The following is a 22,832-nucleotide window of genomic DNA, read 5'->3' on the forward strand; positions in this document are numbered from 1 at the left end:
CGCACACCGGGGATGGCCATGCGAGGGGCCTTGGGTGTTCGCCGATCGTGCGCCGCCGGCGCCGCACCCCGCAAGGGCTACGGCCGGTGCACCCGACCCGAGGCACACTAACGCATGGACTACGTCTTACAAATTCTGCCCCACCTCATCGAGGGGACCGGGGTCACCCTGCAGGTCTTCGCCATCACCCTGGTGTTGTCGATGCCGCTCGGCCTGGTGCTGGCGCTGTTGCGCATCTCGCGCTTCGGCGTGGTGAGCGGCGCGGTGAACGGCTACATCTGGCTGATGCGCGGCACGCCCTTGATGCTGCAGATGCTGTTCATCTACTTCGCGCTGCCCTTCGTGCCGGTGATCGGCATCAAGCTGCCCGATTTCCCGGCCGCCATCGTCGCCTTCGTGCTTAACTACGCGGCCTATTTCGCCGAGATCTTCCGCGCCGGCATCCAGTCGATCGGGCGCGGCCAGTACGAGGCGGCACGCGTGCTGGGCATGACCTATCCGCAGACCATGCGGCGCATCGTCCTGCCGCAGGTGATCAAGCGCATCCTGCCGCCGGTCAGCAACGAGACGATCACCCTGGTGAAAGACACCTCGCTGATCTACGTGCTGGCCATGAACGACCTCCTGCGCGCGGCGCGCGGCATCGTCCAGCGCGACTTCTCGACCACGCCCTTCGTCGTCGCCGCCGCCTTCTACCTGATCATGACGCTGGTGCTGACCTACATCTTCCAGCGGATGGAAAAGAAATATGCCGTCTATGACGAATGAGCCGATGCTGCGCGCGCACGACATCCACAAGCGCTTCGGGCACGTTGAGGTGCTGCGCGGCGTCTCGCTCTCGCTCGACAAGGGCGAGACGGTGGCCATCATCGGGCCGTCGGGTTCGGGCAAGAGCACCTTCCTGCGCTGCCTGAACCATCTCGAAACCATCGACCGTGGCCAGATCGACATCGAAGGCGAAACGCTGGTGAAGACCGACGCCAGCGGGCATTGCCACTACCTGCCCGACGCCGACGTGCGCCGCCTGTGCGGGCGCATGGGCATGGTCTTCCAGCATTTCAACCTGTTCCCGCACATGACCGTGCTGCAGAACATCATCGAAGCGCCGATGACCGTCAAGGGCATCAAGCGCGACGCGATCATTCCCAAGGCCGAGGAACTGCTGCGCAAGGTCGGGTTGCTGGAAAAGCGCGACGCCTACCCCTCGCGCCTCTCGGGCGGGCAGAAACAACGCGTGGCGATTGCCCGTGCACTGGCGATGGAGCCGGACATCATGCTCTTCGACGAGCCGACCTCGGCGCTCGATCCCGAACTCACCGGCGAAGTGCTGCGCACCATGCGCGAGCTCGCCGACGAGCACATGACCATGATCGTCGTCACGCACGAAATGGGGTTCGCCCGCGAAGCGGCGAGCCGCGTGGTGTTCATGGACGGTGGCGAAATCCTCGAGTCGCGGCCCTCGCGCGAATTCTTCGCTGCGCCCGAACATCCGCGCACCCGCGCCTTCCTGGAGAACATGCTGTAAGCGGCCCGTAGCCGGGCTGGAGGGCGCATCCACAGGCGCTCCCAGACCGGCTAGAACGCAAATTCCCGCCATGCCGACGCTCGCCGAAGTCTTCTCCGCTGACGGACTGCTCTCGCGCAGCATTCCGGGTTACCGCCTGCGTGCGCAGCAGCTGGAGATGGCCGAACGCATCGCCGCCGCGCTCAAGGGCAACAAGGTGCTCGTCGCCGAGGCCGGCACGGGCACCGGCAAGACCTTCGCCTACCTTGTCCCGGCTTTACTCTCGGGCGGTAAGGTCATCGTCTCGACCGGCACCAAGACCCTGCAGGACCAGCTCTTCGGGCGCGACCTTCCGGCCGTGCGCGACGTGCTCGGCGTGCCGGTCAAGATCGCGCTGCTCAAGGGGCGCGCCAACTACCTCTGCCACTACCACCTCGAACGCACGCTCGACGAAGGCCGCTTCCTGACGCGCGAGGACATCGTGCATTCGCAGCGCATCGGACGCTTCGCCAAAATCACGCGCACCGGCGACAAGGCCGAATGCGCCGGCGTGCCGGAAAATTCGGCGGTGTGGCCGATGGTCACCTCGACGCGCGACAACTGCCTCGGCCAGGATTGCCCGTATTACCAGGATTGCTTCGTCCTCGCCGCGCGGCGGGACGCGATGGCCGCCGACGTGGTGGTCGTCAATCACCACCTCTTTTTTGCCGACGTCATGCTTCGCGACGAAGGCACGGCCGAACTCCTGCCCGCCTGCAACGCGGTGATCTTCGACGAAGCGCACCAGCTCCCCGAAACCGCGAGCCTGTTCTTCGGCGAAAACGTCTCGACCGCACAGGTGCTCGACCTCACCCACGATGCACGCACCGAAGGCATCGTCAGCGCCCGCGACTGTCTCGACCTGCCCAAGCTCTGCGCCAGCGTCGAGAAAGCGGCGAAGGACCTGCGCCTGACGCTTCCGGTCGAGCCGGCGCGCTTCTCGTTCGCCCAGCTCGACGAGCGCGGCGGGTTCGACAACGCGCTGGTCGGCCTCTTGCGCGAGCTTGAAGTGTTCACCGCGCTGCTCGAAACCCAGGCCGCGCGTTCCGAAGGTCTGGAAAACTGCTGGCGGCGCGCCGCCGAACTGGTGATCCGCTTCCGCCGCTGGCGCGAGGACGCGGCGCCCGATTCGGTCCGCTGGGGCGAAACCTACACCCACGCGCTGCACCTCAACGCCACGCCGCTCGTCATCTCCGGCATCATGCAAAAGCAGATGGGCGGGCATCCGCGCGCCTGGATCTTCACTTCGGCGACGCTCGCCGTGCAGCGCAGCTTCACCCACTACTGCGCCGAGATGGGGCTCTACGACGCCGAGACGGCGTGCTGGGACAGTCCCTTCGACTACGGCGCGCAGGCCGTGCTCTACGCCCCGACCGGGCTGCCCGACCCGAACAGCCACGCCTACACCGAAGCCGTGGTCAAGGCCGCCTTCCCGGCGGTGCAGGCGAGCGGTGGGCGCGCGTTCTTCCTTTGCACCTCGTTGCGCGCGATGCGCCGCACGCACGAACTGCTCACCGAGACGCTCGAACGCGCCGGCCTGGAGCTGCCGCTGCTGGTGCAGGGCGAGGCGGGCAAGGGCGAACTGCTGGAACGCTTCCGCCGCCTCGGCAACGCCATCCTCGTCGGCAGCCAGAGCTTTTGGGAAGGCGTCGACGTGCGCGGTGAAGCGCTGTCCTTGGTGGTCATCGACAAGCTGCCTTTCGCGCCGCCCGACGATCCGGTGCTTTCGGCGCGCATCGAAAAGATGAAGAAGGAAGGCCTCAACGCCTTCATGAACTACCAGTTGCCGCGCGCGGTGATCAACGTCAAGCAGGGCGCGGGGCGCTTGATCCGCGCTGAAACCGATCGCGGCGTGCTGATGATCTGCGACCCGCGCCTGACCGGAAAGCCCTACGGCCGGCGCGTCTGGCAAAGTCTGCCGCCGATGCGGCGCACGCGCGAACTCGCCGAGGTGCTGGCCTTCCTGGCCGGCGAAACCCTGCCGGAGCGCAGCGCGTGACGCGCCCATCAATGGCTGATGGCGGTCGCGCCGCAGCCGATGCCCTGAACCGCGGCTGTGCCTGCCACAACGTCGACCGGGCGCGCCTGCTGCATGCGTTGGCCACCGAGGAGGGCGTGGCCGAAGCCTGGCTCGCCGAACGTCCGAACCTCTTTTCCGGGCGCGCGCTCTACGTCGCTCAGGCGCATCTCGACGCGATGGCCGGGCTGGCGGCGGCCATGCACCGCGTCGTGCGGCTGCCGGGCTGGCAGGCGCGCGTCCTTGCCCGGGCCCCCGCGAGTGCCGGCCACGCGCCGCTCGCGGCCGGCGTTTTCCTCGGCTACGACTTCCACCTCGGCCCGGACGGACCACGCCTGATCGAGATCAACACCAACGCTGGCGGCGGCCTCCTGTGCGCCAAGTTGCTGCATGCGCAGGCCAGCTGCTGCGGCGTCGCCGAAGGCGTCGGCGCCATTCCCGCGCCCGGCGCGGTCGAGGCGGCCTTCCTCGCGATGTTCCGCGAGGAATGGCGGCGTTCGCGCGGTGAGCGGCCGCTCCAGCGCGTGGCCATCGTCGACGAGGCGCCCGCGGGGCAGTTCCTGTGGCCCGAATTCCGCCTCTTCGCCGAGCTGTTCGCGCAGGTCGGGATCGAGGCCCTGATCGTCGATCCGGATGAACTGACCTACGACGGCGAACGCCTCGCTGTTCGCGGCCAGAGTGTCGACCTCGTCTATAACCGGCTCACCGATTTTGGCCTCGACGCGCCGGCCAGCGCTGCGCTCCGTGCCGCGTATCTGGCCGATGCCGTCGTCGTGACCCCGCACCCGCGCGCGCACGCGCTCTACGCCGACAAGCGCAACCTCGTCCTGCTTGGCGATGACGCCTGGCTGGCCGAGATCGGCGTCAGCGAAGACGACCGCGCACGGATCGCCGCCTGCGTGCCACGCACCATCGAGGTGACGCCCGACACCGCTGAGACCTTCTGGGCCGAGCGTCGCCATTGGTTCTTCAAGCCGAGCGCTGGCTACGGGAGCAAGGCCGCTTATCGCGGCGACAAGCTCACCAAGGGGGTGTTCGCGGCCATTGCGCAGGGCGGTTATGTGGCACAGGCGCTGGTGCCGCCGTCCGAGCGCTGGCTGCCGGTCGACGGCGTTGAGCGCGCGCTCAAGGTGGACGTGCGCAACTACGCCTACGACGGCGCCGTGCAGCTTGTCTCGGCGCGCCTCTACCAGGGGCAGACGACCAACTTCCGCACGCCCGGCGGCGGTTTTGCGGCGGTATTCCCGGTCGCCTAGTTCCGGGCGGGGGCGAGCTTATTCCTTGCTGCCGTAGAGCTCTTCCCACTGCCGCAGGGCCTCGTTGATCTCCTGCTTGAGCCGGTCATCCTCCCAGGGCTTGAGCATGAAGCGGTAGACCGCGCCCTTGTTGATCGCGTCGGTCACGGCCGACAGCTCCGAATAGCCTGACAACACCATGCGGATGGTCTTGGGGTGCATGGTTTTGACCCGGGAGAGGAATTCCGTGCCGTTCATCTCGGGCATGCGCTGGTCGGAGACGATGACATGCACCTGCTGCTTGGCCAGCAGGCTGAGGCCTTCAGCGGCGCTGTTGGCGGTCAGGACCTGATAGCCTTCGCGTCGCAGCGTGCGCTTGATCGAGGAGATGATGTTGGCCTCGTCGTCGACGAAGAGCACGGTCTTGGTTTTTTCCGGCGCGTTCGGGTCGAGGACGGACAACCGGGTTCCGGCCTGCATCATGCGGGTGATTTCCTCCGCCGGCTGCGGCCGGGCGAAGAAATAGCCCTGCATTTCGTCGCAGTCGCAACGGCGCAGGTAGCGCATCTGCTCTTCCGTCTCGATGCCTTCGGCGATGACCAGTTTGCCGAGTTTATGCGCCATGGCGATGGTGGCCTGGGCGATGGCGGCGTTGGTCGGGTTGGTGGTGATGTCCTGGACGAAGGAATGCTCGAGCTTGACCGCGTCGACCGGAAAGCGCGACAGGTAGGCGAGCGAGGAATAGCCGGTGCCGAAGTCGTCGAGCACGATGCGCACGCCGATTTCCTTGAGTCGCGTGGTGCAGCGCACGGCGGCGGCGATGTCCTGCATCATCGTGCCCTCGGTGATCTCGAGTTCGAGATGGCGGGCGCTCAGCCCGTGGGCAGACAGCGCATGTTCAAGCTGCTGGTGCAGGGCGGGATCGAGGAAGTGGCGGGCCGCGAGGTTGAGCGAGACCTTGAGCGCCGGCAGCCCGGCGTCGAGCCAGGCGCGCATCTGGGCGCAGGTGCTGCGGATCACCCATTCGCCGATCTGGACGATCAGCCCGGTGTGCTCGGCGACGGGGATGAAGGTGCCGGGCAGCACCAGGCCGCGCGTCGGGTGCTGCCAGCGGATGAGCGCTTCGAGGCCGATGATCTCGCCCGAGAACAGGCTCAGCTGCGGCTGGTAATAGAGGATGAATTCGTTTCGCTCGAGCGCGTGCCGGAGTTCGTCGAGCAGTTCGAGGCGCGAGGTTGCCTGATGGCGTGTTCCCGGCGTGTAGATGCAATAACGGTCGCCGCCTTCGGCGCGGGCCTGTTCGGCGGCGGTGACCGCCGTCTCGAAGATTTCGCTGGCGCTTTGCCCGTCGCTCGGATGCGTGGCGATGCCGATCGAGGCACTGAGCGAGGTCTTGCCGGCGTCGGTGCTGAACTGGCCGTTGAGCACGCAGAGGACGCGGGTTGCGATCTCGTCGGCCTTGACCTCGAACACCGACTGTCGCTGCTGGAGCAGAATCGCGAACTTGTCGTGCGAAACGCGGCCAAGTACATCCTCATGGCGGAGGATGGCGCGCAGACGCAAGGCGATTTCGCCGATGATGAAATCGATTCCCTGAGGGCCGAGCATCAGACTGGCCGCGGACAGGTGTTCGATGTCGACGTAGAGAATGGTGAGCAGGGTGTCGTTGTCGCGGCCGCGGACGATGGCATCGGCGACTTCGCGCAGGAAGGCGCTGCGGTTCGGCAGCCCGGTCTGCTCGTCGAAGGTGAGCAGGTTTTCGACCCGCTGGCGGTAGTGGTGGTGCTGGCTGAAATCCTCGCCGATCGACAGGTAATACTGAACCTTTCCCTCGTCGTCGCTGATGGCCGAGATCATTTTGTTTTCGACGAAGATCGAGCCGTCCTTGCGCCGGTTGACGAAGTGCCCGCGCCAGATTTCGCCCTGATTCAAGGTGCGCCACATCTCCTCGAAGGTCTCGCGCGGCGTGTCGCCGGAGTTGAAGATCGCCGGCGTTTCGCCGAGGAGTTCGTCCTCCGTGTAGCCCGTCATCTGCGAGACCGAGGGATTGACGTAAAGGATGCGCCGCTCGGCATCGGTAATGACGATGCTGCCGTGATAATGCTCGACCACGGTCTGGAACATCCTCGTCTGGCTCTGTTCCGCCAGCGACTCGTCACCGTTGATCCTGACGCCGATCAGGATGCGCCCGTCGTTCGGGGCCGGGTTGATGCTCCAGCCCACGTCGATCCGGCTGCCGTCGCGTCGGCGCAGTGCGCCATAGCGGGGCGAGGCACACGATGAGGCGCAGGCGTTCGTACCCGGTTCCGTTCGCGTGCCGGGATCGTCTTGTGCCTGCAGCGTCGAGAAGGCCTGCCCGAGGACGTCTTCGGGGCTGGCGTATCCCAGGCTGCGGGCACCGGAGGGATTGAGGCTGAGGATGCGGCCTTGTGCGTCGAGGTGCAGGACGAAGCCGTTGACCGGGTCGGTCGGCAGGAGCAGGGGAGATGGACTCATCGCTCGGGGGCGGGGCTCAAAAGGAGTCAATCGGGGTCGATCAGGGACAATCGGCGTCAATCGGTTTTTTGGCGGGGATCGAGAAGCGATTCATCGAGCAGTACGGATCCGTCCGGTCCCCAGTTCACGTGCGTGATTCCGGGTTCTTCCGCCTCAAGGCGCCGCCGCTCCAGGTCTTCCGCCGTCAGTGTCCCCCGGGCGAGGCGCATCTCGTCGGCCAGGGACTGGTTTTCGACTGCGGCAGCCCGCAGTGCGAGCGACTGGCCGATCGCGGCGATCAGTTCGTAATCCTTCCAGGGTTTGGCGATGAACCGCCGGATGCCGGCCGCGTTGATCGCCTCGATCAAGGCGTTGAGGTCGGCGTAGCCGGAGAGGATCAGACGCTCGGCGTCCGGTTGCAACTGACGGAAGGCGGAAAGGAATTCAACCCCGTTCATGCCGGGCATGCGGTAGTCGGAGAGCACCAGGTCGTACGCCGTGTGGCGCGCCTGTTCGAGGGCTGCGAACGGATCGTCCTGCGTGTCGATGACGAGCGGATAGTTCTTGCCGCCTACGGTGCAGGGTACCCGCGTGAGCAGACGGCGCAGCGCGTTGAGCACGGCGATTTCGTCGTCGACGATGAGCAGTCGGTTCATCGCTCTTGGCGTGGCCCGGGTTTGCGCTGGATGTAGATTTCCTGCGCCGTCGTTTCGCGCTCCGCATAGTCCTGCAGTTGTTTGAGCACGACCGGATTGAGGACGTAGCCTTCGGCGAGGAGAAGAACGCCGTCGCGGCTGAGCAGGTCGCGCGAGAGGACCATGCCGGAGCGCAGTTCGAGGTAGGGCACGAGACGTTCGTTCTCGCTGCCCTGGCGGATTTCGCCAAGCAGCTTGATGAAGGCGTCGACCACCGCCGGATCGTAGCGGGTGCCGCTCATCTGGACCAGGATGCCCTGCGCCTCGGCCGGGGTGTGCTTCTTCTCGGCGATGGTGCCGATCTGCAGCGCGTCGTAGTCGTTGACCACCGTAAGGATGCGCGCGCCGATCGGAATCGCCTCGCCCGTCAGCCCATCGGGGAAGCCGTGCCCGTCGAAGCGTTCGTGGTGGGCGCGGATCAGGTGCGCCGTTTCCTTCATGTCCTCGAGCGGCATCAGCGCTTCGACACCGGTGGAAACATGGCGGCGGTAGAGGCGCATTTCCTCGCTGCTCATCACCGAAACCGGGATCGCGAGCAGGGCATCGGAGAAGCCGATTTTGCCGATGTCATGCAGAAGCGCCGCCTGATAGGCGTCTTGTTGCAGGCGTTCGGTCAGCGCCATGGCCTGAGCCAGTTTCAGCACCAGGTCGGCGACCCGGCGCGAATGCCCGCCGACCGCGCCGCCGCGCAGTTCCATGAGGTTGGAGAACACCTTGATCGAGGTCAGGAAGTTCTGCTTGAGCTGCTCGTTGGCGAGGTTGAGGAAATCGTTGATCTGCTCGATCTCCTGGGTCCTTTGCTTGACCTTGTCTTCGAGCGAGGCGTTGAGTTCGGTGAGCTCGGCGTTTTGTCGTTGCGTCAGTTCGAGCAGGCGCTGGTTTTCGTTGCGTAGCCTGGCGCTTTCGAGCGCCCCGCGGATGATCAGCATCAGGTCGCTGTCGACCCAGGGTTTCGAGATGTAGCGGTAAATCTCGCCGCGGTTGATCGCGTCGATCGTCGAGGAAATGTCGGCGTAGCCGGTGAGCAGCAAACGGGTGATTTCGGGCCAGCGCAGGCGGACTTGTTCGAGGAACTGGGCGCCGTCCATCTCGGGCATGCGCATGTCGGAAATAACCAGATCGACCTTTTCGCGTTCAAGCAACTCAAGGCCGGCGCGCCCGCTTTCCGCGAGATGGAGGGTGTAACCCTCGGGGCGCAGGAGTCGACGCAGCGCGGAGAGGATCGCCGGCTCGTCATCGACGAGAAGGAGGACGGGAACTTCGGCAGGATTGTTCATGGCTGGATCTGTGCGTTGTCCAATCGATGACATTTGCGTTGCAGGTGTCCGCAGGAGACGGTGAACGCTTCCCATGCAGGGTCGATGATAGGCTTCGCGGCGCCGCGCACAATGGCGGAAATTACTCGCTGGCTGGCGGTAACTACGGAGTCTGGAGCGCAGGAGTTTTGTCATAAGCTAGACCTGCGCTTGCGGTTCCGGGCGAGCGGTGCGAGCGCCGCTCCCGTGTCCGACGCGGATCAAATGCGTCGCTGAACGTACGGTCGCGGGCGCTTCGTGAGAGGACGAAGCTATGTCGGTTTCCATTCTTGTCGTCGACGATTCGCCGATCGCGCGGAAGATGCTGATCCGCGCCTTGCCCCCGGCGTGGGACGTCGAAATTGCCCAGGCCCAGAACGGGATCGAGGCCCTTGAGCATTATCGCGCCGGCAAGGTCGACGTGATGTTCCTCGACCTGACGATGCCCGACATGGACGGCTACCAAGTGCTCGAGACCTTGCGCAGCGAGGACCTCAACTGCCTCGTCATCGTGGTTTCGGCCGACGTGCAGGAGCAAGCCAAGGCCAGGGTCAAGTCGCTCGGCGCCATCGCCTTCATCCAGAAGCCCGTGACCGCCGATGGGCTCTCGGACGTTTTGCGCACCTACGGGGTGATTGTATGAGCGCGCCGGACAGCGAACTGAGCGTCGACCAGCGCAATGCGCTGCAGGAAATCGCCAACATCGGCATGGGGCAGGCCGGGGCCTCGATCGCCAAAATCTGGGGCGAATTCGTCCGCCTCTCGATACCGAAGATTGCCCATGTCGAACGCACGAGCATTCCCGGTCTTCTCGCCCGGGTGGTCGGCAGCGCGCCGGTGGACGCCGTGCGCCAGGCTTTCCATGGGCAACTGCGGGGCGAGGTGGTGGTCGTCTTTGCCGACAGCAACGTTTCCGAGCTGGCCGAACTGATGGGCTACGATTCGAGCGATGCGGTCGAGCAACATGAGCTGCTTCTCGATGTGGCCAACATCCTGGTCGGGGCGTGCCTGGGCAGCGTGGCTCGCACGCTCGAGGCGGAAATCGGATTCTCGGCGCCTTCCCTGATGGGGGTCGATGTCAAGCCCGAGAATCTGGTGCAGAGGGGCGATCTCGGCGCGGGTCGGGCCCTGTTTCTGGAAATCTGCTTCACCCTGGAAAAACGGAGTTTCTCCAGCCACCTGGTGGTGCTGATGCCGGCCGAGGAGATCGCCGTGCTGGCCAAACGGCTCGACCAGTTCCTCGAGGCCTATTGATGAGCGCGAGTCTCGAACGCCTGCTGCCCTTCATCGTCGATCGCATCGAGGTCGGTATTTTCGCGCTCGACAAGGGGTGCAACGTGGTGCTGTGGAATTCGTTCATGGCCACCCACAGCGGGCACGCCGCCGATGAGGTCATCGGCCGCAACCTGTTCGACTGCTTTCCCGACCTGCCGCGCCAATGGCTTTCACGCAAGATCGAAAGCGTCTTCGTCCTCAAGAATTACGCGTTCACCTCCTGGGAGCAGCGGCCTTACGTTTTTCGTTTCGACCACAACCGACCCATCACCGGGGGCGTCGATGCCATGCGCCAGAGCTGCATCCTGTTGCCGCTCAAGGATGCCGCTGGCGAGGTCGAGTTCGTCTGCGTCACGCTCATCGATTTCACCGACACGGCGATGTTCCAGGGACGGCTGAATGCGGCAATCGTCGAACTGGAGCAGGAAAAAACGACCCAGAAGGAGTTGATCCACAAGCTCGAGGACGCTCAGGGGCAGCTTTTGCAGTCGGAGAAAATGGCTTCGGTCGGTCAGTTGGCGGCCGGCGTCGCGCACGAGATCAACAATCCGATCGCCTTCATCAACTCCAACCTCGGAACATTGAAGAAACAGGCCGTCGAACTGCTCGGCCTGATCGACGCATACGAGCGCCTGGAGCCGGCGGGGGCGAGCGATGCGGCTGCGCTCGATACGGTGCGCGCGATCAAACAGTCGATCGACCTCGACTTCCTGCGCGAGGACATCGTCAACCTGATCGACGAGTCGCTCGAAGGCGCGCGTCGGGTCAAGGCGATCGTCGACAACTTGAAGGATTTCTCGCGCGTCGATACCGCGGAATGGCACTGGGCCAACCTCGAACAGGGCCTGGAGAGCACGCTCAGCATCGTTTGGAACGAGCTCAAGTACAAGTGCGAGGTGGTGCGCGAGTACGCCGGGATTCCCGAGGTGGAATGCATCGCCTCGCAGATCAACCAGGTCTTCATGAACATCATCGTCAACGCCGGGCAGGCCATTGCCGAACACGGCACGATACACCTGCGTACCGGCAGGGGCGAGAAGACGGTGTGGGTCGAGATCGAAGATAGCGGCGAGGGCATTCGCGCCGAACACCTGGCGCGCATCTTCGAGCCGTTTTTCACCACCAAGCCGGTGGGCAAGGGCACCGGGCTCGGTCTGTCCTTGGCCTACGGCATCGTCCAGCGGCACGGCGGTCTGCTCGAAGTGCAAAGCGAAGTGGGGCGCGGCACGCGCTTCCGCATGACCTTGCCGGTCCAGCGGGAGGGCGGGCTGTGAACGGGGCTTTCCGGATACGCGCAGATCACTCGAAAAGAGGCTGAACGTGAAACCATTGGCGACCAGCATCCGAACCGGTACGGCGCTTTTGCTGACGGCATTGGCACTGCTGTGGGGCGTGACCTGGATGCTGCTGCACAAGGAACTGTCGCGCACTTACGAGAGTGCCAGGCTGGACAGCACCAACCTGGCGCGGGTGATCGCCGAGAACGAAGCCGGCGCCTTGCACTCGATCGACCTTCTGGTGCGTTATTTTGCGCAGGAATGGGCGCGCAATCGGGACACGTTTCCGGAGGTCGTGCGCCGGCATCAGGAGTTCCTCGATCGTTTGTCGATCCTTCAGGTCGCCGTGACGGAAAAAGACGGGATGATGGTGTTCAGTTCGATCACCGGGTGGTCCAAGGTCGACTTGTCTGACCGGCCGCACATCCGTGTCCATATGCGGCGCTCCTCCGACGAGGCCTACATCAGCTCGCCGGTGCTCGGTCGGGTTTCGAAGCAATGGACGATCCAGTTCAGTCGGCCGGTGATCGATGCGCAGGGTAATTTCGCCGGCGTGGTCGTCGCCTCGATTCCTCCGCCGGCGCTGGTGCGCGACTACCAGGCCGTGCAGCTCGGAGAAGGAAGCGCCATTTCGCTGGTGCGCTTCGACGGGCAGACCATGAGCCGCTCCTCGGGCCTGGACAAAGCGGCGGGTGTGTCGCTGGCCAATACGCCCGGGCTCGATCCGAAAGACCCCGCCAGCGGCGAATACCGGCGGGCCAGCATGATCGACGGCGTCGAGCGCTTATACAACTACCAGAAGGTCGGCGACTACCCCTATACCGTGTATGTCGGGCAGGCCATCGAAACGATCGAGGCCAACTATCGGCGGAGCCAGGCGACGTTTCTTGTTGCCGCATCGGGCACCAGTTTGCTGATGCTGATGGTTTTTGCGCTGTTCGTCTCGCGCGTCCATCGCGAAGCTGAAGTGCACGCGCGCCAGCGCCATTTCGACGAGGAGATGCGGGCCAGCGAGGCCCGCTTCCGCCTGATTGCAGAGACGATCGACAGTGTGGTCTGGTCGGTCGACTTGCAGAACGCTGGCGCGGTCTATATCAGTCCGTCTTACGAGAAGATCTGGGGGGTCGAGATCGCCGAAGCCACGCCGGAACTGTCCATGCTCGCCACCCATGCGGTCGATGAAGACCGTGCGGCGGTGCTGTCCGACTTGCAGATCGACGAGACGAGCGAAGGCTTCGAGCACGAATACCGCATTCAGCGGCCGGATGGCACGCTGCGCTGGATCTGGGGGCGCGGTTTCCCGGTGCGCGACGACGCGGGGCGCAACATCCGCTTCGTCGGATTGGCGCAGGACATTACCGTGCTCAAGACCACGCAAGGCGAACTCAACCGCCTCAACCGCGATCTGGAGCGCCGGGTCGAGGCGCGTACCGCCGATCTGCTGGCGATGAACTCGATCCTGGTGGCCGAGAAGGAGCAGAACAAGGCGCTGATCCGAAAATTCGAGGATGCGCAGATGCAGCTGCTGCAATCCGAGAAGATGGCCTCCCTGGGGCAGCTCGCGGCCGGCGTGGCGCACGAGATCAACAACCCGGTGGGCTTCGTGAATTCGAACCTCGGGGTGCTGAAAACGTATTTCGAAGACCTCTTCAGCCTGCTCGATGCTTACGAGCGTTGCGAGGCGCAATTGACGGCGGAGCAGAAGGACGCGCTTGGACAGGTCAAGCAGCGCATCGACATCGACTACCTGCGCGAGGATCTGGGCAAGCTTTACGTCGAGTCGATGGACGGCTTGCAGCGCGTCAAGCAGATCGTCCAGGACCTCAAGGACTTCTCGCGCATTGGCAATGCGGAATGGACGACCGCGAACATCGAGAAGGGCCTCGAAAGCACGATCAACGTGGCTTGGAACGAACTCAAATACAAGGCTGACGTGGTTCGCGAGTACGCCGGCATTCCGGAAGTCGAGTGCATTCCGTCACAGCTCAATCAGGTGTTCATGAACCTGCTGGTCAATGCCGCGCATTCGATCCGTGAACGGGGACGGATCACGGTGCGCACGAACGAGACGGAAAACGACGTTCGCATCGAGGTGAGTGACACCGGCTGTGGCATTCCGTCGGAGAACCTGCAGCGCATTTTCGATCCGTTCTACACCACCAAGCCGGTCGGCAGCGGGACCGGACTCGGCCTGTCCTTGTCTTACGGCATTGTGCAGAAGCACGGCGGTCGGATCGAGGTCGAAAGCCGGGTTGGCGAAGGCAGCACCTTCCGGGTGATTCTCCCGAAACGTCGGCAGGACGGACTGGCGGAGCTTTCCGAGACTGTGCCGGACGTGAGCGTTTCGTCGCCCGGTGGCGCGGCCTCCTGAAGCGCGGCACGGCCACGCCGAACGTTTGAACCGGGACGCGGTGCGGGCTTTCGCAAGTGCCGGGGAGCGAAAATGTCGCTTTCCAAGTGCCAATGCCCCGCTGTTTGCGGTGCCGGAGGTCAGCGGTAGGCCGCGAAAATGCGCTCGATCTCCCCGCTGGCCTTGAGCGCTTCCAGCGCCGTGTTGATCGCCGGCAGCAGGGCGGCATTCTCCTTGCGCACGGCGAAAGCCACCGGTGAACCCGGGTCGTCCTTGCCGATGGTCCTTACCGGAAAACGGAGTGACTTGGCCAAGGCGTAGCCGACTTCGAGCGGGGCGATGACTGCCACCACCTCATTGCGCATCAGTTTCCTGAACGATTCTTCCTTGGACACCGTCGGCATGAGCCGGAGGCGTTCCCGATCGCGGTTGAGGTCGCGTTCGACGAAGGATTGACGGTCGCTGGCGACGAACTTGCCGCGAAGGTCCTCCATTTCGCGGATCGGCCCCTGTGCCAGGACGAAGATCGCGATGTGACGTGAGTAGTAGGGCTTGGAAAACGCGAAGAACTTGCGACGCTCGGCGTTGATCTCGGTGCCGATGAGCAGGTCCGGGCCGTTGGAAAAGCGCATGGCCCCCAGCAGGTCGTTCCAGGGGGCCTGGTGGAAACTGACCTTGAGCTCGAGGCGACTGAAAACGCGCCGGGCGACCTCGTAGTCGATTCCCGCTGGCTGCCCGTTGGTGTCCTGATACTGGTAGGGCGGGAAACCGATGGCCAGACCTGCGACCAGCGCCTTTTCCTCGCCGGCGGACGCGGCGCTCAGCAGCAGGAGTGTTCCGAGGCCAAGCAGGCCGTGGACAAGGCGACCAATAAAACCGGTTCGAGCGGACATCCTGCGGACAGTTTCGAGATCGAGCATCGGTTCGTCGGGCGTGAAAGTTTCCAGGGCGATGGCCCGCCAGGGGCGGGCCGCTCTGAAGGTAGACGTCTGCCATCGTAATCGGTTTCGTCGTGGCTTTTCCGCCGGGGGCGATGGCGCCCTTGAAATCGCCGCACGCGTCCCCCACCTTGATGACATCGAAGCCACTTCATGGAGTACGCCATGCGTCTCGACAAACTCACCACCAAGTTCCAGCAGGCCCTGGCCGACGCCCAGAGCCTGGCCGTCCACAACGACCAGCAGATGATCGAGCCGTCGCATCTTTTGCTTGCCCTTTTGCAGCAGGACGACGGCAGCAGCTCGGCGCTGCTCGCTCAGTCGGGCGTCAATGTGCAGGCGCTCAAGGGCGCGCTCGAGCAGGCCATCGCCCGCTTGCCGCGCGTCGAAGGCCACGGCGGTGAGGTTCAGGTCGGGCGCGATCTGGCCAACCTGCTCAACCTGACCGACAAGGAAGCGCAGAAGCGCGGCGACCAGTTCATCGCCAGCGAGATGTTCCTGCTCGCCCTGTGCGAGGACAAGGGCGAGACAGGGCGTTTGGCGAAGCAACACGGCCTGGCGCGCAAGGCGCTTGAGGCGGCGATCCTGGCGGTGCGCGGCGGGCAGGGCGTCGATAGCGCCGAGGCCGAAGGGCAGCGCGAGTCGCTGAAGAAATACTGCATCGACCTGACCGAGCGCGCGCGCCTGGGCAAGCTCGATCCGGTGATCGGGCGCGACGACGAAATCCGGCGCGCGATCCAGATCCTGCAACGGCGGACCAAGAACAACCCGGTGCTGATCGGCGAACCCGGCGTCGGCAAGACGGCGATCGTCGAGGGCTTGGCGCAACGCATCGTCAATGACGAGGTGCCGGAGACGCTCAAGGGCAAGAAGGTGCTCTCGCTCGACATGGCGGCGCTGCTTGCAGGGGCGAAGTACCGCGGCGAGTTCGAGGAGCGCTTGAAGGCCGTGCTCAAGGAAATTGCGCTCGACGAAGGCCGGATCATCGTCTTCATCGACGAGCTGCACACCATGGTCGGCGCCGGCAAGGCCGAGGGCGCGATCGACGCCGGCAACATGCTGAAGCCCGCGTTGGCGCGCGGCGAGTTGCACTGCGTCGGCGCGACGACGCTCGACGAGTACCGCAAGTACATCGAGAAGGACGCCGCGCTTGAGCGCCGCTTCCAGAAAGTTCTCGTCGACGAGCCGTCGGTCGAGGCCACGGTGGCCATCCTGCGCGGCTTGCAGGAGAAGTACGAAGTGCACCACGGGGTCGAGATCACCGACCCGGCGATCGTTGCCGCGGCCGAACTCTCGCACCGCTACATCACCGACCGCTTCCTACCCGACAAGGCGATCGACCTGATCGACGAGGCGGCGGCGCGGATCAAGATGGAGATCGATTCCAAGCCCGAGGTGATGGACAAGCTCGACCGGCGCATGATCCAGCTCAAGATCGAGCGCGAGGCGGTGAAGAAGGAGAAGGACGAGGCGTCCTTGAAGCGCCTGCAGCTCATCGAGGACGAGCTCGCCCGCCTGCAGCGCGAGTACAACGATCTTGAAGAAGTGTGGAAGGCCGAGAAGGCGCGTGCCCACGGCAGCGCGTCGATCAAGGAAGAGATCGACCGCGTGAAGGCCGAAATCGCGCGCCTGCAACGCGCCGGCAAGCTCGATCAGGTGGCCGAATTGCAGTACGGCAAGCTGCCGCAGCTCGAAGCGCAACTCAAAAGCGCCGAGAAGGCGAGCAGCGGCGCGGTGAAGAACACGCTCTTGCGCAACGAGGTCGGCGTCGAGGAGATCGCCGAGGTCGTCTCGCGCGCCACCGGCATTCCGGTGTCCAAGATGATGGAAGGCGAGCGCGACAAACTGTTGCGCATGGAAGACCGCCTGCACCAGCGCGTCGTCGGCCAGGACGAGGCGGTGCGCCTCGTCTCCGATGCCATTCGCCGCTCGCGCGCCGGCCTGTCCGATCCCAATCGCCCCTACGGCTCCTTCCTCTTCCTCGGCCCGACCGGCGTCGGCAAGACCGAGCTGTGCAAGGCCTTGGCCGCCTTCCTCTTCGATTCGGAGGAACACCTGATCCGCGTCGACATGAGCGAGTTCATGGAGAAGCACTCGGTCTCGCGTCTCATCGGCGCGCCGCCCGGCTACGTCGGTTACGACGAGGGCGGTTACCTGACCGAGGCCGTGCGTCGCAAGCCGTACAGCGTGATTTTGCTCGACGAGGTCGAGAAGGCGCACCCGGACGTGTTCAACGTCCTGCTGCAAGTGCTCGACGACGGGCGCATGACGGACGGGCAGGGGCGGACGGTGGACTTCAAGAACACCGTCATCGTGATGACCTCCAACCTCGGCAGCCAGATGATCCAGCAGATGGCCGGCGACGATTACCAGCTGATCAAGCTGGCGGTGATGGGCGAGGTGAAGACGTATTTCCGGCCCGAGTTCATCAACCGCATCGATGAGGTCGTCGTCTTCCACGCGCTCGGCGAAGAGCACATCAAGTCGATCGCCAAGATCCAGCTGGGCAACCTCGAAAAACGCCTCGCCGCGCTCGACATGCGCCTCGTGGCCGACGATTCCGCGCTGGCCGAAGTGGCGACCGCCGGTTTCGACCCGGTGTTCGGCGCCCGCCCGCTGAAGCGCGCGATCCAGGCGCAGATCGAGAACCCGCTGGCCAAGGCCATCCTCGAAGGTCGTTTTGCGGCGGGCGACACGATCGCGGTCTCCTGCGTCGGCGGAGTGATGCGCTTCGAGAAGGGGTAATTCGAGCAGGGCGGTGGCTGGCAGGCTACCGCTTCACACGCGCGACAAACAGGCCCGGATGCGCGCGATGGTGTGCTCAACCGGGGCGCGGCGGGAGACTTCGAGGCCGAGGTTGCGGGCGATGGCATTCACCTTAGCCGGGTTGAGGGGAATGCCGCCGCGATCGATGGCGTCGATCAGCCGTCGCGCCTGCTCGATGTCGGACAGTGGCGGGGCTTTAGCGAACCGCCGCCGAAGCCAGTTGAGCATGGCGTGCTTCATCGCCAGGCTGCGCGCAGTTTTGGCCAGAGGAGGTTCAGCGTCAATCCGCCCATGACCAGGGCGGCGGCGATCAGTTTCCAGGCCGGCAAGGGTTCGCCCAGATACAGGACGGACGCGCCGATGCCGAACACCGGCACCAGCAAGGCCATCGGCGCGATCGTCGCCGCCGGGTGGCGCGCCAGCAGCCAGCCCCAGGCGGCATAGCCGAACAAGGTATTGCCCCAGGCCTGCCAAGCGATGGCGGCCCAGGTGCTCCACGTGGAGTGGAGGACACCGGCCTGCACCGCATCCCAACCTTCAAACGCCAAGGACAGGGCGAACAGCGGCGGGATGGCGAAGGCGCTCGACCAGACGACGTAGGCCAGCATGTTGGCCGGGGCACCGCGTTTGGCGGCGATGTTGCCACCGGCCCAGGAGAACGAAGCCGCCAGCACCAGCGCCAGGCCCAGCACGGTTGTTGTGCCGTCGGTATGGGCCAGGATGGTGGCGATCCCGGAACTGGCGAGCAGGAGCGCGAACCACTGGAAGGCACGTACCCGTTCGCCAGAGAGCACCATCGACAGGCTGATCGTGAAAAACACCTGCGTTTGCACGACCAGCGAGGCGATGCCGGGCGAAATGTGGCCGTTCATCGCCATGTAGAGCAACCCGAACTGGCCGACCCCAATCAACAGGCCATACAGGGCGAGGTTGTGCCAGGGCACCGCCGGACGGGGCAGGAAGAACATCGCCGGAATGAGCGCGAGAGTGAAGCGCAACGCCGCGAAGAGAAGCGGCGGCAGCGATCCGAGGGCCAGTTTGATGACGACGAAGTTGGTGCCCCAGACGCTGACGATCGCCAGCGCGAGCAGGAAATGGCGCAATGGGAGGGCAGCGTGCATCGTGGTGACAACCTTTTAATTCCGTTGATCATGGCAAGAAAGCGGCAAGATCAAGGGTTTGGCCGTTCCGTCTTGCGAGCCGTGCTTGCCGTTTGCCGGACCATTAAAACGCCTGACAGCCTCTGTACCCATCGATGCCCTGGAAGGCGCATGAATAAACAATCCTGGCGTCCATGCCGCAGGAAGCCCGTGAATAGTGCGTCCTGGAGGGGGGCAATTCTAGCGCACCCTGCGGCTACTCTGCTGGTGACGCGCCGACAGTATCCTGTGTCGGTGCGGTGATGGGCGTAGAAAAAAGTGCGTCGGGCGGGGAGGCGGCTTCCGTAGTCGCCTTTCAAGGGCGATCGAATGCTGCCTTTGGCGATTCAGCGTTTCTTGTGGTTGGAGCTGCGTTCAAGGTTTGACCAGTGCTTCCGGCTCAAGGATACTCAAGCCCTTTCTGTCGAGAGGAATTCATCTTGAAGCGGCGATTGCTTTCCCGGGTTTTTCCGGCCACTTGCGCGGTGTTGTCGTTGTTTGTGTCTTCGCTGGCGTTCGCGGCCGAACTGCGGGTCCTGGCGCACAATTCGTTCTTCCTGCCCAAGCCCTTGCTGGCGCAGTTCGAGGCGCAGACCGGGGTCAAGCTGAGCGTGATCAAGGGTGGGGATTCGGGCGAGTTGCTCAACAAGCTGATCCTGACCCGCGCTCAACCGATCGCCGACGTGGTTTTCGGGGTCGACAATGCCCAGTACGCCAAGGCGAAGGCGGCCAACGTGCTTGAACCCTATGCCGCCGCGCCGTTGGCGGGCGAGAGCGTGCCTATTGTCGGCAAGGGCGTGGTGGCCATCGATTACAGCTACGTCGCGCTCAACTATGACAAGGCGGCGTTCGCCAAGTCCGGGCTGCCGCTGCCCAAGACGCTTGAGGATTTGGCAGACCCGCGCTACCGCGATCTGCTGGTCGTGCAGAATCCGGCGACCTCCAGCCCAGGCCACGCCTTCCTGCTGGCGACCCTCGCCGGACTCGGCGAGGGCGCCGCCTTTGACTGGTGGGCGCGCATGCGCGCCAACGGCGTCAAAGTGGCCAAAGGCTGGAGCGAGGCTTACTACACCGAGTTTTCCAAGAACGGCGGTACCCGCCCGCTGGTCGTGAGCTATGCCACCAGCCCGGCGGCGGAAGTGTTCTACAGCAAGGAGAAAATCACCGAGCCCCCGACCGGCGTGCTGTTCCTCAAGGGCGGGGTGTTCCGTCAGGTCGAAGGTGTGGCTTTGATCAAGGGGGGCGGCCAACGCGAGGCCGCGGTGCGGTTCATCGAGTTCATGCGTTCGCCGGCCGTGCAGGAAGCCTTGCAAACCTCGATGTGGATGTTCCCCGCCGTGCCGGGAAGCCCCCGTGCCGAGGTCATGCGCCATGCCGTCGAGCCCGCGTCGTTCGACACTTTGAGTTCCGAGGTCATCGCCGAGAAAGGGGCCGAGTGGGTCAGCCGCTGGACGAAGGTGGTGTTGAAGTAAGCGCTCGATGCTTCCGAAATCGTTGTCGCAGCGTTTCGCCGTGGGGTTGGTTCCGGCGGCGTTTTTGCTGATTTTGCTCATTGCCCCGGTGGGCCGCCTTTTGCTTGAAGGCGGAGCCGGAGCCTTGGCCGGGATGATCGGCCCGCTGTGGCAGGACGACTACCTGCGCTGGCGCATCCTCTGGACCTTCCTGCAGGCTGCATTGACCTGTGGCTTGGCCTTGGTTCTGGGCTTGCCGGTGGCCTGGGTGCTGGCCCGTTACGAGTTCGCCGGGCGCAGCCTGGTGTTGCGTTTGCTGATGCTGCCCTTCGTCGTTCCGACGCTGGTGGCGGCCCTCGGCGTGCTTGCCTTGTGGGGGCCGCGTGGGCTGCTCAGCGGCTGGCTGGGCTTTAACTTGCAGGGCACCCCCTGGCTGCTCCTCTACGGCAACCTGTTTTTCAACCTCTGCGTCGTGGTGCGCGCCGGGGTCGATGCCCTGGGGCAGGTCAGCGCGTCGCGCGTGGCCGCCGCCCGGACCCTGGGGGCGACGCCCTGGCGGGCGTTCTGGCGGGTCGAGTGGCCGGCAATCGCGCCGTGGCTGGCGTCGGCCCTGTGCCTGGTTTTTCTGTACTGCTTTTCGGGGTTCGGGTTGGCGCTGATTCTCGGTGGGCAGCGTTTCGCCACCGTCGAGGTCGAGATCTACACCCTGGTGGCGCATGAGCTGAAAATCGCCGAGGCCGGCGCGCTGGCGCTGTGCATGATGCTGCTTAACGGCGGCATCGCCTGGCTGTATGCCCTCGTCGAGAAGCGACTGGCGACGCCGGCGCGCGCCGACGCCATCGCCTTGCGCCGCCCGCTGACCTTGAGGCAAAGAAGCGCGGTGGTTGCCGCCCTGCTGGTGCTCCTCGTTTTCTGTGCTGCGCCGCTGCTGGCAATTGTTCTGCGCACTGTATTGGCCGGCCCGGCCGTCCTCGCCGTGCTGCTCGAAGAGGAAACGCGCTTGGCGCTCGCTAACACCCTGCGCTTTTCCCTGAGTGCCCTGGCGCTCGCGACTGTGCTCGGGCTGACCCATGCCGTGGCGGCGCGCCATTCGGTGGGGCTCCGGGCCAGCGCCTTTCTGCCCTTCGTGGTTTCGCCGGTGACCGTGGCCTTCGGCCTGCTCCTGCTCTATCCGCAGTGGACGGCGAGTCTCTCATTGCTGCTGGCCGCCTACGCACTGCTGGCCTATCCCTTCGTCGCCAAGTCGGTCGGTTCCGCGCTCGACAGCTTGCCGGCCCACCTCGAACAGGCGGCGCGTTCGCTCGGCGCGAGTTCCTGGCGTTGCTTCTGGCGCGTGACCTTGCCTCTGGTCGCGCCGGCCCTGCGTCGAGGAATGGCGTTTGCCGCTGCGACCTCGTTGGGGGAGTTCGCGGTCACCCTATTCCTGTCCCGCCCCGAATGGATGACGCTGACGACCCTGATCTACCAGCGCCTGGGGCGGCCGGGTGCGGCCAACCTCGATGCCGCGCTGATGCTGGCCTGCCTTTTGATGGCGCTGTCGCTGACTGCCTTCCTGCTGATCGAAAAGACGCCGGGGCGGAGCACGCTGCGCAAGGATGCCCTCCATGCTTGAACTCGTTGCCGTACATAAGACGTTTCGCGATCCTGCCGGTGCTGCGTGGCCATTGGCGGACGACCTTCACCTCCACGTCCCCGCAGGCGAGAGCGTGGCCATCCTGGGGCCGTCCGGCTCGGGCAAGAGCACTTTGCTCAAGATGATCGCCGGCCTTGAAGCGCCCGATGCGGGACGCATTCTCTTTGCCGGTCAGGACATCACTCACGAAGCGCCCGAGCGGCGGCATTTTGCGCTGATGTTCCAGGACTTCGCCTTGTTCCCGCATCTGGACGTGGTCGATAACGTCGCCTTCGGGCTGGTCGAGCAACGCCTGCCGCGTGCCGTGGCACGGAAAAAAGCGCTCGAACTTCTCGCGGTGTTCGGTTTGGCGGCGCATGCACAGCAACAGGTCTGGAAGCTCTCCGGCGGCGAGCAACAGCGCGTGGCCTTGGCGCGGGCGCTGATCACTCAGCCGCGTCTGCTGCTGCTCGACGAGCCTTTTTCGGCGCTCGATGCCGAGCTGCGCAGCAGCCTGCGCGACGAATTCCGTCAGCGCTTGGCGAGCGCGGCGATGACGACCGTGCTGGTGACGCACGACGAAGCTGAAGCGCGGGCGATGGCTCAGCGCGGATACCGGTTGCTTGAGGGAAAACTGGTGTCGCTCTGGTGAGGGCGCGCGTGCGGATCAAAGCAGTCGACATCTTTGAGCTTCGCATGGCAAGGTGAACGCTTCGAATGTCCTGTCGTGCAGGCGTTCGGGGCCTTGTGTTTCGGCGTTGCTG

General features: G+C 64.7%; 18 protein-coding genes. 12 read left to right on the plus strand and 6 right to left on the minus strand.

What is annotated here, in order from left to right; genetic code table 11:
- Positions 1-114 precede the first annotated feature (114 nt).
- From QMB55_RS07345 to QMB55_RS07360, 4 genes are all read left to right on the plus strand, one after another.
- Positions 115-768, plus strand: coding sequence for an amino acid ABC transporter permease (locus QMB55_RS07345; protein WP_497588031.1), 654 nt, complete (start codon positions 115-117; stop codon positions 766-768).
- On the plus strand, positions 749-1,525 hold the full coding sequence (locus QMB55_RS07350) for an amino acid ABC transporter ATP-binding protein (protein ID WP_497588032.1): 777 nt from the start codon (positions 749-751) through the stop codon (positions 1,523-1,525). Before QMB55_RS07345 ends, QMB55_RS07350 begins: the two co-directional genes overlap by 20 nt.
- Before the next feature lie 70 nt (positions 1,526-1,595).
- Positions 1,596-3,542 (plus strand): DNA repair helicase YoaA, encoded by a 1,947-nt coding sequence (gene yoaA / locus QMB55_RS07355; protein ID WP_497588033.1) that lies wholly within the window; start codon positions 1,596-1,598, stop codon positions 3,540-3,542.
- A complete protein-coding gene (locus QMB55_RS07360; RefSeq protein ID WP_497588034.1) occupies positions 3,539-4,816 on the plus strand; it encodes a hypothetical protein in 1,278 nt (425 codons plus the stop codon). The genes yoaA and QMB55_RS07360 overlap by 4 nt, the downstream gene beginning before the upstream one ends.
- 18 nt (positions 4,817-4,834) lie before the next feature.
- On the opposite strand, the gene QMB55_RS07365 is transcribed toward QMB55_RS07360, so the two are convergent.
- From QMB55_RS07365 to nosR, 3 genes are read right to left on the minus strand one after another with little or no spacing between them, the layout of a single operon-like run.
- On the minus strand, positions 4,835-7,291 hold the full coding sequence (locus tag QMB55_RS07365) for an EAL domain-containing protein (protein ID WP_497588035.1): 2,457 nt from the start codon (positions 7,289-7,291) through the stop codon (positions 4,835-4,837).
- Between the two features lie 56 nt (positions 7,292-7,347).
- Positions 7,348-7,926, minus strand: coding sequence for a response regulator (locus tag QMB55_RS07370; RefSeq protein ID WP_497588036.1), 579 nt, complete (start codon positions 7,924-7,926; stop codon positions 7,348-7,350).
- The gene (nosR, locus tag QMB55_RS07375) at positions 7,923-9,242 is read right to left on the minus strand and encodes a response regulator c-di-GMP phosphodiesterase, NosR family (RefSeq protein WP_497588037.1); all 1,320 of its coding nucleotides are present in this window, start codon (positions 9,240-9,242) and stop codon (positions 7,923-7,925) included. The genes QMB55_RS07370 and nosR overlap by 4 nt, the downstream gene beginning before the upstream one ends.
- Positions 9,243-9,534: 292 nt before the next feature.
- On the opposite strand from nosR, the gene QMB55_RS07380 reads away from it, so the two are divergent.
- The 4 genes from QMB55_RS07380 to QMB55_RS07395 are packed head-to-tail and all read left to right on the plus strand — an operon-like array spanning position 9,535 to position 14,183.
- Positions 9,535-9,903 (plus strand): response regulator, encoded by a 369-nt coding sequence (locus QMB55_RS07380; RefSeq protein WP_497588038.1) that lies wholly within the window; start codon positions 9,535-9,537, stop codon positions 9,901-9,903.
- Positions 9,900-10,514: a hypothetical protein gene (locus QMB55_RS07385; RefSeq protein ID WP_497588039.1), complete on the plus strand. Its 615-nt coding sequence runs from the start codon at positions 9,900-9,902 to the stop codon at positions 10,512-10,514. Before QMB55_RS07380 ends, QMB55_RS07385 begins: the two co-directional genes overlap by 4 nt.
- On the plus strand, positions 10,514-11,809 hold the full coding sequence (locus QMB55_RS07390) for an ATP-binding protein (RefSeq protein ID WP_497588040.1): 1,296 nt from the start codon (positions 10,514-10,516) through the stop codon (positions 11,807-11,809). Before QMB55_RS07385 ends, QMB55_RS07390 begins: the two co-directional genes overlap by 1 nt.
- 46 nt (positions 11,810-11,855) lie before the next feature.
- Positions 11,856-14,183: an ATP-binding protein gene (locus QMB55_RS07395; protein ID WP_497588041.1), complete on the plus strand. Its 2,328-nt coding sequence runs from the start codon at positions 11,856-11,858 to the stop codon at positions 14,181-14,183.
- Positions 14,184-14,302: 119 nt separating this feature from the next.
- Here the strand turns inward: QMB55_RS07395 and QMB55_RS07400 are convergent, their stop codons facing one another.
- Positions 14,303-15,055: a transporter substrate-binding domain-containing protein gene (locus tag QMB55_RS07400; RefSeq protein WP_497588042.1), complete on the minus strand. Its 753-nt coding sequence runs from the start codon at positions 15,053-15,055 to the stop codon at positions 14,303-14,305.
- Positions 15,056-15,265: 210 nt separating this feature from the next.
- Between QMB55_RS07400 and clpB the strand changes: the two genes are divergently transcribed.
- Positions 15,266-17,845 carry an ATP-dependent chaperone ClpB gene (gene clpB, locus QMB55_RS07405; RefSeq protein ID WP_497588043.1) on the plus strand — a complete coding sequence of 860 codons (2,580 nt, stop codon included), beginning with the start codon at positions 15,266-15,268 and terminating at the stop codon, positions 17,843-17,845.
- Between the two features lie 33 nt (positions 17,846-17,878).
- On the opposite strand, the gene QMB55_RS07410 is transcribed toward clpB, so the two are convergent.
- Both QMB55_RS07410 and QMB55_RS07415 read right to left on the minus strand, forming a co-directional pair.
- Positions 17,879-18,106, minus strand: a complete 228-nt coding sequence (locus QMB55_RS07410) for a hypothetical protein (protein WP_497588044.1) — start codon at positions 18,104-18,106, stop codon at positions 17,879-17,881.
- A complete protein-coding gene (locus tag QMB55_RS07415; protein WP_497588045.1) occupies positions 18,103-18,987 on the minus strand; it encodes an EamA family transporter in 885 nt (294 codons plus the stop codon). Before QMB55_RS07415 ends, QMB55_RS07410 begins: the two co-directional genes overlap by 4 nt.
- A 503-nt stretch (positions 18,988-19,490) precedes the next feature.
- Between QMB55_RS07415 and QMB55_RS07420 the strand changes: the two genes are divergently transcribed.
- From QMB55_RS07420 to QMB55_RS07430, 3 genes are all read left to right on the plus strand, one after another.
- A complete protein-coding gene (locus QMB55_RS07420) occupies positions 19,491-20,477 on the plus strand; it encodes a thiamine ABC transporter substrate-binding protein (RefSeq protein WP_497588046.1) in 987 nt (328 codons plus the stop codon).
- 133 nt (positions 20,478-20,610) lie between these two features.
- Positions 20,611-22,068 carry an ABC transporter permease gene (locus QMB55_RS07425; protein WP_497588047.1) on the plus strand — a complete coding sequence of 486 codons (1,458 nt, stop codon included), beginning with the start codon at positions 20,611-20,613 and terminating at the stop codon, positions 22,066-22,068.
- The gene (locus QMB55_RS07430; RefSeq protein ID WP_497588048.1) at positions 22,061-22,720 is read left to right on the plus strand and encodes an ABC transporter ATP-binding protein; all 660 of its coding nucleotides are present in this window, start codon (positions 22,061-22,063) and stop codon (positions 22,718-22,720) included. The genes QMB55_RS07425 and QMB55_RS07430 overlap by 8 nt, the downstream gene beginning before the upstream one ends.
- Positions 22,721-22,832: the final 112 nt, after the last annotated feature.

Origin of the sequence: Propionivibrio sp. (genome assembly GCF_041441355.1) — a bacterium.
GTDB lineage: Bacteria > Pseudomonadota > Gammaproteobacteria > Burkholderiales > Rhodocyclaceae > Propionivibrio.

What these genes read in the sequence shown, in the direction of transcription:
- QMB55_RS07425 (WP_497588047.1), top strand. Translation starts at nt 20,611, where the DNA reads ATGATCGGCCCGCTGTGGCAGGACGACTACCTGCGCTGGCGCATCCTC.
- QMB55_RS07380 (WP_497588038.1), top strand. Translation starts at nt 9,535, where the DNA reads ATGTCGGTTTCCATTCTTGTCGTCGACGATTCGCCGATCGCGCGGAAG.
- QMB55_RS07415 (WP_497588045.1), bottom strand. Translation starts at nt 18,987, where the DNA reads ATGCACGCTGCCCTCCCATTGCGCCATTTCCTGCTCGCGCTGGCGATC.
- QMB55_RS07400 (WP_497588042.1), bottom strand. Translation starts at nt 15,055, where the DNA reads ATGTCCGCTCGAACCGGTTTTATTGGTCGCCTTGTCCACGGCCTGCTT.
- clpB (WP_497588043.1), top strand. Translation starts at nt 15,266, where the DNA reads ATGCGTCTCGACAAACTCACCACCAAGTTCCAGCAGGCCCTGGCCGAC.
- QMB55_RS07365 (WP_497588035.1), bottom strand. Translation starts at nt 7,291, where the DNA reads ATGAGTCCATCTCCCCTGCTCCTGCCGACCGACCCGGTCAACGGCTTC.
- QMB55_RS07390 (WP_497588040.1), top strand. Translation starts at nt 10,514, where the DNA reads ATGAGCGCGAGTCTCGAACGCCTGCTGCCCTTCATCGTCGATCGCATC.
- QMB55_RS07350 (WP_497588032.1), top strand. Translation starts at nt 749, where the DNA reads ATGCCGTCTATGACGAATGAGCCGATGCTGCGCGCGCACGACATCCAC.
- QMB55_RS07370 (WP_497588036.1), bottom strand. Translation starts at nt 7,926, where the DNA reads ATGAACCGACTGCTCATCGTCGACGACGAAATCGCCGTGCTCAACGCG.
- QMB55_RS07410 (WP_497588044.1), bottom strand. Translation starts at nt 18,106, where the DNA reads ATGAAGCACGCCATGCTCAACTGGCTTCGGCGGCGGTTCGCTAAAGCC.
- nosR (WP_497588037.1), bottom strand. Translation starts at nt 9,242, where the DNA reads ATGAACAATCCTGCCGAAGTTCCCGTCCTCCTTCTCGTCGATGACGAG.
- QMB55_RS07385 (WP_497588039.1), top strand. Translation starts at nt 9,900, where the DNA reads ATGAGCGCGCCGGACAGCGAACTGAGCGTCGACCAGCGCAATGCGCTG.
- yoaA (WP_497588033.1), top strand. Translation starts at nt 1,596, where the DNA reads ATGCCGACGCTCGCCGAAGTCTTCTCCGCTGACGGACTGCTCTCGCGC.
- QMB55_RS07345 (WP_497588031.1), top strand. Translation starts at nt 115, where the DNA reads ATGGACTACGTCTTACAAATTCTGCCCCACCTCATCGAGGGGACCGGG.
- QMB55_RS07430 (WP_497588048.1), top strand. Translation starts at nt 22,061, where the DNA reads ATGCTTGAACTCGTTGCCGTACATAAGACGTTTCGCGATCCTGCCGGT.